The 10,870-nt window shown below is 42.7% G+C and carries 6 protein-coding genes; all 6 read right to left on the bottom strand.

Features of this window, described 5'->3' with window-relative positions; genetic code table 11:
- Nucleotides 1-145: 145 nt before the first annotated feature.
- Nucleotides 146-3,466, bottom strand: coding sequence for a glycosyl hydrolase family 65 protein (locus tag LPH68_RS19800; RefSeq protein ID WP_151923309.1), 3,321 nt, complete (start codon nt 3,464-3,466; stop codon nt 146-148).
- Between the two features lie 31 nt (nt 3,467-3,497).
- Nucleotides 3,498-4,421: a glycoside hydrolase family 43 protein gene (locus LPH68_RS19795; RefSeq protein ID WP_230297097.1), complete on the bottom strand. Its 924-nt coding sequence runs from the start codon at nt 4,419-4,421 to the stop codon at nt 3,498-3,500.
- A 205-nt stretch (nt 4,422-4,626) separates the two neighbouring features.
- Nucleotides 4,627-5,295, bottom strand: coding sequence for a DUF3826 domain-containing protein (locus tag LPH68_RS19790; RefSeq protein WP_004300481.1), 669 nt, complete (start codon nt 5,293-5,295; stop codon nt 4,627-4,629).
- Nucleotides 5,296-5,297: 2 nt separating this feature from the next.
- The gene (locus tag LPH68_RS19785; protein ID WP_154029696.1) at nt 5,298-7,037 is read right to left on the bottom strand and encodes a thrombospondin type 3 repeat-containing protein; all 1,740 of its coding nucleotides are present in this window, start codon (nt 7,035-7,037) and stop codon (nt 5,298-5,300) included.
- 326 nt (nt 7,038-7,363) lie between these two features.
- Nucleotides 7,364-8,218 (bottom strand): DUF6261 family protein, encoded by an 855-nt coding sequence (locus LPH68_RS19780; protein WP_004311799.1) that lies wholly within the window; start codon nt 8,216-8,218, stop codon nt 7,364-7,366.
- Nucleotides 8,219-8,665: 447 nt separating this feature from the next.
- A complete protein-coding gene (locus LPH68_RS19775; RefSeq protein WP_151923311.1) occupies nt 8,666-10,858 on the bottom strand; it encodes a RagB/SusD family nutrient uptake outer membrane protein in 2,193 nt (730 codons plus the stop codon).
- Nucleotides 10,859-10,870 lie beyond the last annotated feature (12 nt).

Genomic DNA, 10,870 nt, shown 5'->3' with positions numbered 1-10,870 from the left:
AAAAAACACACCAGCCACAAGCCCTGAAAGGGCGGAACCATATACAATTATGCCCTTTCAGGGCGCAAATTCAGATTGTCGCTTTTACGTAGGGCGTTGCCCTACGCTATATAATTAAACCCTTTCAGGGCACTCCGCAAAATTATCATTTAAGTGCATTTTCACAAACGATTTTTGTCAATGTATTCGCCTGCCCTACTTCCTTACCATCTACAAAAATGCGCAATCCTTTTCCGCAATGATAGCGATCACCATTCTTATCCCAAAGAATCGTCAGATTATGACCATGATATAATACATTATCCAGGCAGAACCAATCCCACTTGTCGGCAGGAATTAAGGGGTTCACTTCAATCGTATTATCCAAACGTGGACGAAGTCCGATCAATCCTGTAATTATCAGGTCGTTGAAAGTGGAATGATTATAATAACGGCTACGTTCCTGATCTCCTTTCAGCCAATAACCGGTCACCTCATCCAAATATTCACCAATATAGGGACGACCACGATGATACTGTGATTCCACATACAATTCCATCTGACGGAAATATACACTGTCAGACAATACAGTCTGCGGATAATTATTCATAAAGTTAGCCATTGCTGTCAATGTCTGTGCGGAAGCAAACGGCCAGATAGCACCGTCCCATTCACATTTGCCTACTCCACGTGTACGGAACTCCGGATGACGACGTTCTGCAGTTGTCAATCCATAAGGAGCAGAGAAGCCTTTTTCATCCATAATTTCTTTCCAGGCAATTTCATACTTTTGGGTGGTATCCGGCAGGTTGAAATACCAAGGAATATATCCGATTGCTTCACGCACATTCGCGGAAGAGTCCGTACGCATCGTCTCAAAAAACTGATGACGTGTATTCCACAATTCATTTTCTACCAGATTTTTCAAAGTATCTGCTCTCATGCCATATTTCATAGCCATCCCCTCATCACCGGAAAGAATTCCTATACATGAAAGTGCTTTAGCATTGCCATACATATAACTATTGATTGTCGGCCGGGCATATTTCTTCCTCCGTCCGCCACTGATTGATTCTTCCATACCATCCTGTACGTCACCCTGCCAATACAATCCGTTCTTCAAACGGTTCGTACGTTCCCAACGCTGGTATTCGGTTTCCAGATCTTTCTTCATATCCAGCAGATAGTCCTTATCACCATCTACCATGTAACGAGCCAAAACAGCATCTGCGTTCCATGAGCTGAACTTATCCATTTTCTTCATCGGACCGCCATCATTGCCACGATACCATGTATGAATAATCTGATCCAAATATTTCGGATCACGCAACCAACGGCTTTCATAAATATGATGTCCAATTGCACAAGCAATCAAATTATATTTATCTGAATAAGAACGCTGAACGAGAAACTCGGTCATGCCATAGCCAACAGGAGTCTCCTTGATATGCTTACGCAATGACCACCAACGATAATAATACATTTCTTCAAAGTTATGTTGCGGACACTCGAACAAAGGAATATTTTCCTCCATCCATTCTGAAGCCTTTTCATTGGGAATTGCCTGAACAATATTTTCGTCTTCCATACCGTTGAAATAGTCTGCATAATGACTGAAGTCAGCATACTTTAAAAAAGCAGAAGACGCATCCTTATCTGTAGAAGATGTTTTTACATTGGCAATGCCATATTCAGCCAATGGATCTTGCGCACCTGCATTCGGCAGATCATAAGTCTGGTCGGCAGGAGTATCTACGGTTGGGAATGTACGAGGTACGCCAGTACGGAATACAATTCGTTCCACAGCAGCCACGGGCGCATAGAACATACGCAACCCTACTCTCTTGCCATCTACATACACTTGAATATTACGATCAACAGTAGAAAGGACTGCTTCTACATGATAAATCTTTCCTGCTTCATATTTCATCATATTTGCAAACCGGGAGCCGCCTTTCAATCGAAAAATGCCATCATCAGTAAGTTCTATACGGGAACAGGCTATTCCATTCTCATCCAGAAATTCAATGTGGAGTGTACCTTTATTATTCTGGCCGGCTTTCAAATCAAATGATACTTTCAATTCTTTAGAAGCCGGAATTTTACGTTCCACTTTGGCATAATCAAACGGATCTTTATCCTGCAACTTCAACCATTGATCCTCCAAAGAAACAGGGGCCCAAACCGGAGAATAAATATTCCAGTCAGTCAGTTCCGCAATTGATTTATTTTTTGAGAAATCATCATCCGCATGTGCTGAAGCATTTATTTCCACCGGGACAGGAATACGGGAAATCCACATATCTTCCTTGTTCACACTGTAAGAAACCCACAAATCACCATCGGCAGGTACTCCATTACCTTCCTGAATACCACGCGGATATTGAGGACCGTATGATTTATAATTTCCTCCATAACGCATGGGAGTGATTTCACCATGCACCAGATTCAATGTTGTATATTCCAATCCATCTTTACTCAAAGATATAGCCAGCGGCCAACGAAATTCCGACGGATTATATACAGTAGCGTATGTACCATCACTTAAACGCTGTCCCCAAATTTTCGCGTTGCTATTGACGAAACCTTTTGCACGAAGCACAGGCTCTGCCCAAGTATGTCCGCCATCCTCACTGATAGAGGTAAGCGCATGTTTCCAAAGACTGGCAATACGTCCATCCGGCAATGTATAACAATTGAATGCTTTGTATCCTTTCTTCAGCGGGAGAATAGGATCTTCACGGTCGGCTTCTTCCACCCACTGCATCATATACAGCGGATTGTCAAGAATTTCCTGGCAAGCCTTCACAAACTCACGATCCTTGCTTTTCTTAAAATACGGATAATCAGTATTCTTTTCATTAAATCCATGATTATAATAAATGAAATAGATCGGTCCGTAAGAACCGTCTTTCTTTATTTCACGAACCACCCGGCCAATACCGTTTCCATCATTGGGATCATCTTTTTTATCCAAAGCAACTCCATAATTTCCCATTGTAATCAGCTTGCCGGATTTAGAAACATAGAATCCGACACGCTGGTGCATAATGGCAATCAGATCTTTGGCCTGCACACCCGGACGAGACTCTTTGGTGTATCCATCAGGAACTTGATAAGGAGGAAACACAATTTCCGGATTTGTCCAGCGATATCCATCCTTCGATGTCATCAGAAAAGTCTGTGAAGGCGGTACGTGTTCGTCAGAAGGATCTGCCAGGTATTGATAGAAAAACTGTCCATTCCAATAAGCCAGCATCGGCTGATGATTATACGTCCATCCATTGCCGTTCGAAGCATCGGGATGTTCACGATTGGCACGTACCAACTGAATGTTATGTACTCCGACTACCGGAGACAGTTGTCCGTCGTGACAAGCAGGGTTCGATAATTCTTTTCCTGTATAATGAATTCTATCTTGTGCAAAGGCTGTAGTAGTCAACCAACCGGCAGCCAGTACAAAAAGAATTTTAGCAGAGTTGTTCATGATTTATTCTGATTTAAAATTGTTTCCGGATTTATTTCTTTTCTTCCAGCAATGCTTTTACGACTGATTCCGGAGCCGTAAATATGGTTCCATGCTTATGCCCCACAGGGATGCTTACCTCTTCTGTTACATCTGTAAAGTTCCGGAAATCCTTCGTACGCATAGCGCCATATATTTTTTTCTTATATACATCAAAATAGATTAGATAATCGTCTCCCACTTTCTCTACAGACGGTCCTTCTACAAAGGATTCAGTGAAAGGCTGGGATGCGGGCGAATAAGGACCGGTCATAGAATCGGAAAAAGCGATTTTCAGATTACGTTCCGGTCGGGTGTTATCCTTGAGCACCATTACATAGTCATTCTTTGCCCGTTTCACGATAACGGCATCAATGGTGCTGAATCCCGGATCGTACAAAAGTTTTGCTTTCGAAACGGTTTTAAAATCTTTTGTAGTGATATAGTATAAACGATGATTATTATTCTCTTCTTCTATCCCCTTTTCGAAACGTCCGGGGACACAGGAAGCCCATACGACCATGAACTGATCGTTCTCGTCGTCATAGAAAATTTCCGGAGCCCATACATTAATGGTAGTCGGTTCGTTTACCATTACAGGAATCATCTGTTGTTCCGACCAATGGATCAGATCTTTAGAATGTGCGTAGCCAAATCCTAAATCACCTTTCCAACTTGTAGTCCAGACCAAATGGTAGGTTCCATCCGGAGTACGTACCATCGAGGGATCCCGCATGAGCTGGTGCTGTCCCAGTTCCGGCTTTAGCCAAACTCCCGGAATACTGTCCCAGTGAATTCCGTCCTCACTATATAAGTATCTCAACCCCTCATCAGCCGGTTCATGAAACGAAGTGAACATGTAGTAGTCTTTGTTCCTCCCACAAGAAGCCAGAAACAGAAGACTTATTGCGGCTAATGTATTTCTTAACTTTTTCATTTCTATATTCTATATTTGTATCTTTTATACAGAGGAGACGATGGAAAGCGCCGTTTGTACTCAAATATACTAGAAGAATCAATAGATTCAAAATTTATATACGATAAAAGGGCGACTCTCCGAGCCACCCTTTCCACCATCAAACAAACTAACCATTTACAATGGGAAAGAATTTCACTTCTTTTTATAGTATCTTATTTTTTAATTATATAGAACCTCCACGGGCTTTTATACGTTTATACCATTCCTCTCGTTCTTTCTTCAGGTCATATCCACGTTTAGCCAGATAGTTGTTGATACGTCCTTTGTATTTTCCGAAAGCAGCGTGTTTCTTATTCGAATTTTCTGCATCCAACGCAAATTCACGAGCCTCTATCAACCAAGCATAGATTTGAGCTTTTTCTTCTTCTTTCAAAGTAGGAATCATGTCCAGATGTGAGTCATAAGTCACTTTTACTACTCCATAAGTCATGCCATCCTTAACGGCTTCTATTTGCTTTTCATCAAGAAAGAGAGATAAATTGGCAGGAAAAGCGAAATGTGAACGATATAGCGCCGCATCTTTTTCATTTTCCGCAGCTTTCAAAGCTTCATTTTTAGCCTCACCAGTCAACCCGGATTCTTTTACTTTCTTGACTTTCGCATCCCGTACCTCATAAATATCATTTAATTCGAAGTAACGATTGGCTATGACATTGCGAACATCTTCGGCTATTTTCGCATCTGTAAGTCCGAGTTTATCAACGATCTTTTGTGATCGGCCGACAATAGACTTTACATATTCAGGATCACGGTTCTCTTTATTTAAGTCGACTGCCTGCGCAGACATCCAACCGGAAATAAAAAGCAATGATAGTATCAGTATCTTTTTCATAATTACATTAATTTTCCTTTTTCAGCCAATGTATCGTAGTTGTTCTTCATATCTCTCCAATCTACTTTATGCTTTGTGCTGATACCGTTGATATATTTTTCAATATTCGTATATCCGTCACCAGTACAGTCTTTATTGGCATCACTCGGATCGTTCGGATTTAATCCGTTAGCAATTTCCCATTCGTCCGGCATACCATCTTTGTCTGTATCAACATAAGGAGTACCTTTGTATTCAGGATACCCCCCCATCTGGCGAACATCAGTAATAATACCCTGCTTATAAGAATCTTTCGGCAAACGACGATACTTGAACTGTCCGTCTTCCCCCATTGACTTAGGAGACAAACCTGTCAAGTCACCATAAGCGTCTTTAGGAAGTTTCTTTTCATAATAAGGAATACCTGTTCTTACTTCTTCAATCACACGTTCGTCAACAATATCACGACAAGGAATATTCGCACCTACATGTTTCAATACATAGTCATAAGCATCTTTAGCCCCCATGATATTGATATACGGCATCTCGAACGGCTGGTAGCTACGCATGTATTCAGTATATCCGTCAGTGTTCGGTTGAGTTTCAATCTGAATACCGCCATTCCAGTTGTCTTTAGTTATTTCAGGATAGCCTTCCATTATATTTCCGTCGGCATATACTCGCCCATATTCTTTATGATCCAGCTTACTACGTCCTGCTTCCGGTTTCAAGATACGATGTCCTACATTGGAATCCTTAGGAGTAGCAGGTCCCGGTTTGTAGTAGTTGTTAATCATATTGAACATTGCGGTATAATCACCACCATCGGAAGAACGGTGCACCCAATTGAATACTACATTATTAACGAAATTGAATATGCCATTCCAGCCGATAGAAGGATTACGTCCGGAGTTACTAGCCCAAAGGTTACGGGCAAATGCACAGTTCTCACCACCTAACGTACTACCAAACGCATGATTGTATGTATCTAACGCTTTTGCCGAGATAGTATTTTGAATAGTTACGTTTACAGTAGGAAGTTTCAAGTCTTTGCTTTCATATTGTCCTTCACTCGGGTCGTACATGTGGCGATAGAAAGAAATGTTTTCATCCAATCCCCACGTACAGGAGCAGTGGTCGATCATTATATTACCAACAGGGTTACCTCCGAAAGAGTCATCACGATGCCATACTTTCGTTTCTCCACGACGGAAACGCATGTGACGTACCACCACATCATGTGTATCTACCCAAAATGATTCTCCAGCAATACAAACACCGTCTCCCGGAGCTGTTTGTCCGGCAATAGTTACGTAAGGAGCACGGACGATAATCGGAGATTCCAGACGGATGATACCAGCAACATTGAATACAATAATACGTGCACCACCAGTTTCACATGCTTCACGGAAAGAACCCGGTCCACGATCATTCAGATTTGTGACAGTTATCACTTTACCTCCACGACCACCGAAACTGTACATACCACCACCTTCAGCACCTGGGAATGAAGGGATATCAGCCTGCGGCAAATCGTACGGACGACCAGCCCAAGGAATATATGGACGTCCTTCTCTAGCTTCTTTTTGTACTATCGGCAACGCTTTTTCCCATGCTTCATCAGAGCGTTTCCGCTCTTCAGTCATCATTTTTGTATAATTTTCTTTGGCTTCGCCAGATATTTGTGGGTATTGCGCCCATGCAACGGTCGGAGTCAACATTGTTGCAGCAAAAACTGCTAAAAGTACCTGTTTCTTCTTCATTTTTATTTGGTTTTGTGAAGTTGTTAATTCAAAAATACAATAATAAGACGAAAGAAGAAAAGATTTGTAATCAGTGATGATGATCTTTTATCAAATGCGGGGGAGAGAAACGACTTTCCAGTCTCCAATGGTCCGTGTAGTACTATCGAGAATCACTTTGCTGAAAAGTGTCTTTTTCTGCCGGTCATTTCTCTATCGGAAGAAAAAACGACGAAGGAAGGAATGTGTCACACACGAAATCCGAATAACCGGAATAGCTTGGTGTAAAAGAAAAGAGGGAATCTTAAGATTCCCTCTTTTCACATTTTCTCTTCTATTAGCTGCCGTCAGAGAGCCGGATCGGGAGCTTCGCCACTGTCGCTGCCACCGGAAGGAGGAGTTACTCCACCGCCTTCATCAGGATCGGGAGCTTCACCTTCACCAGGCGTTATCGTTCCGTTGCCTCCGGAAGGCTTTGAGGGAGCCGTAATACCTTTACGACGATTATAAGCAGCTTTTGTTTCGGCTATGACTTGGTTGAGAGCAGTAAGAAACGCTGAAGCTTCCGTTATGGAGGGAGTCAGTATATTGACAGCGGTTATGTGCATCACCAAGTCATCGTAGAGTGAATCAAGCTGCGCACGCACAGTCTTTGAGTCCGCAACCGATTCTGCTGTACGAGTAACGGAACGGGCGTCTGTCAGTGCCGAATAGTTTTTATTGGCGGTTTCGAGTGCCGTTAATATGGCATCCAAATTGAGTGCCGTAACGGCGGTTTTCACGGCTTCCTTGCGGAAATCAAGCAGTAGTCCGCTGATGGCTGCCGTTTCCTCCATATTGCGCATGCGTGCCAGTCCGGTATAAGGGCGCACCGTGATTTCCAAGGTATTATATGCATCTCGTTGCGCTGCCAACGGTGAGTTTTTGGCCGCACGGACAGTAGCCAACAAATAACTGACATACGAATCGCGTTCGGCATCCAGTTTCAGTAAATCCTTTGTTTCGGCGTTGGCCGTGGAACGGTTCACCAGGTCTTCCATTTGTACCAACTTCGGCTTGATGCTGTTCACGATGTTTGTTACTGTCAGTTTGGAAATACTTCCTGCGGTGAGGAGTGTCAGCACACGATTCATGAAATTGGTGTACTCAGTGTTGTTCAGTTGTGACAGTGTGATACCGTCTGCTTTTTGATAACTTCCCATAATTTTTTCTTTCGGGATTCATACTTGTTCTATCTATCTCTGAAAAATTCGAAGTCCGGACAAGCCCGCGAAATGGTTGCTGTAAATTCGCGGACGTTTTGCATACCTGTGAAAGCATTTTTTAAAATTTGCAGGCGTTTTTCAAGCTTGCAAAAGCGATTTAAAAAGTTTTCCGGCATTTTACAAGCTTGGGAAAGCGTTTCTGGAAGTTTGCAGGCATTCAGCAGGCTTGGGGAAGCGTTTTGAGAAGTTTGCGAAGGCAAAGATAACTAAAATCAGCTGATTTAACGAACAAAAATTCACCAATTCCTGCCGTCTTCTCAAAGAAAAGAGGGAGGAACCGGTGAATTTCTATGGTTTTCGATGCCGAAGCATCCTGTGATTCATCTCCGATGTAATTATCCCTGCACCGAAATGCAGGGTTCTTATCGAAGGAAGTTGAGTTTTTTATTCAGCCAGCGGGTCAAAAGTACCGTTTGCGCCACCGTTGTTGTAATCTCCCCAGCCGATGGTTTGCAGCAATGTACTATTATTACCCTGGATACCTTGATGGAAACCAAGGATATAATACCTTGGAAGGAACGCGATATACAATGGAGAATGGCTATCATCATAAGAATCGCCTTTCTTTGTCTTACGGGTCAAATAATTTGAATAAAATTCTTTCAGCCTATCCTGTTCGCTGGCAAGATCCTTTCTCAAATCCATTGCAGCCGGACGGGTAATTCCAGCTTTTACTAACGGATCGTCGTCAACATTTGTTCCACCAATGCCACCGTTTACAGTTGTACGGAATTCAAGATTCTCGCGACGTTGTCCGTTGAGTGGCTTAAAACCAAGATATGTACATGTGTTTCCACCCCAGCCAGTCAGTTTCCAAGTAGCAGGCGCACCTTCAGGAAGTTCTATGCCGCCATCAAACAACATCCAGCGACGCATATCATCGAAACGTTTTCCTTCGTATGCCAATTCAATTTGACGTTCATACATGATAGCTGCCATACATTTAGCTTGGTCACCGTCCAAACCTGCTTCCAATCCATAATTATTTTCAGCTTTATAACCAACACGAGCACGGATTTTTTGTAATTGATCAACGGCAACTCCCATCTCACCCGCATTACATGCTGCTTCTGCATAATTAAGTAATACTTCCGCATATCTAATCTCCATATACGGCGCGGCAGAACGTGTGAATCCCCCGGACTTTTCATCATAGACATAACGGGCAATAGCATTCACATCTCTGTCATCAGAGCGTTTACGTACATAAAAACCTTTTACATCATTAAGGAGACCATCAGCGCCATAGGTCACACTGCTATTGGCTTCAATATCATCTACATAAGCTGCATCCGTATACCAGGTATAGTTCCAAAGTTCATAATCAGGACCATTGTGCGGGTATCGGTTCCCTTGTGTCGTAGGATTACCGACAAACGACCAACGAACTCCCGGGAAAGCGAATGTACGATAGAAGCGCGGATCACGATCGACGAAAGGAAATTCGCGATAATAAGGTATATCTGATTTAGTTAACGTATTGTATGTTTCACAAGTTGCAGGTATCTTGCCGTCAGACATAGGAAACATATCTACCAACATGGCGGAAGGTGTTTTGCCACCTCCTCCTCTAGCATTGTACGGCCGGATGCCATTTTCCCATGTATTATTCTTACGATAATCAGGAACTCCTTCCGTCAGCGTGTTGTGTAGCGTTACAAATACAGCTTCTTGACTCGGCACTTCAGTAAAAAGATTAGCCCAACCGGAAGCGTTCACACCGGGATTACTTTCATTAGCCAAGCCATATCCGGCAGCTGTCAGCACGTCAATAGATCTTTTTATATCATTGTAAGCCTGTGTCCAACGAGACAAATTATTGGAGCGATTAAATAACGGACTGGCATATAGTACACGTACTCGACCCAACAAAGCCACTGCTGTACCGGAAGTAACACGACCGTAATTATCACCAGACATCCATTGTCCGGCTCCCGTAAAAGGTGCTAACAATGTTTCAGCTCTCTCCAAATCGTCACAAATAAATTTGAAACAATCCTTTGCGGAAGAACGGGGAACAACAGAACTTTCAACAGGTTCCTGTACTTCCGTAATGATGGGCACACCACCATACCATTTCACCAAATTATAATAGCACCATGCACGAAAGAAGTAAACCTGCCCTAACAACTCATTCTTTTCTTCCTGCGAAAGCGTGCTTCCTTCAATGCCTGCAATGACATCATTAATATTACGAATACGTCCATAAGCGGAAGTTATAGGATCACCTTTCGTTCCTTCAAAGTAATCAGGTACAGGATTATTTCCGGTTTGATAAGTCAACGGCTTGAGTGGATCGACAAAAGCACTGAATCCACTATATTCTTCAGTCGACTTAGATTGGTCGTCTGCTAAACCGGTACTGTTATACATTGAACTGGGAGTAGCCTTAGGATCTGGCAGACATACTCTATAAACATCTGCTACACGTCCCAGTGCACCACTCCAATAATTATAAGCATCGGCAGTAGTGCTGTCAAAGTTCTGCTTGTCTTGCATGAACTGGTCGCTACAAGAAGTAAACGCAGTCATCGCCCAAAAAGCTACGCTGATACGGAATATATTTTTTCTTTTCATTTTACTGTTCTT

Source organism: Bacteroides sp. 1_1_30 (assembly GCF_020982715.1).
Taxonomy (GTDB): Bacteria; Bacteroidota; Bacteroidia; order Bacteroidales; family Bacteroidaceae; genus Bacteroides; species Bacteroides xylanisolvens.
The sequence above is the reverse complement of the archived record's forward strand: the minus strand, read 5'-3'. Positions and strand labels throughout refer to the sequence as shown.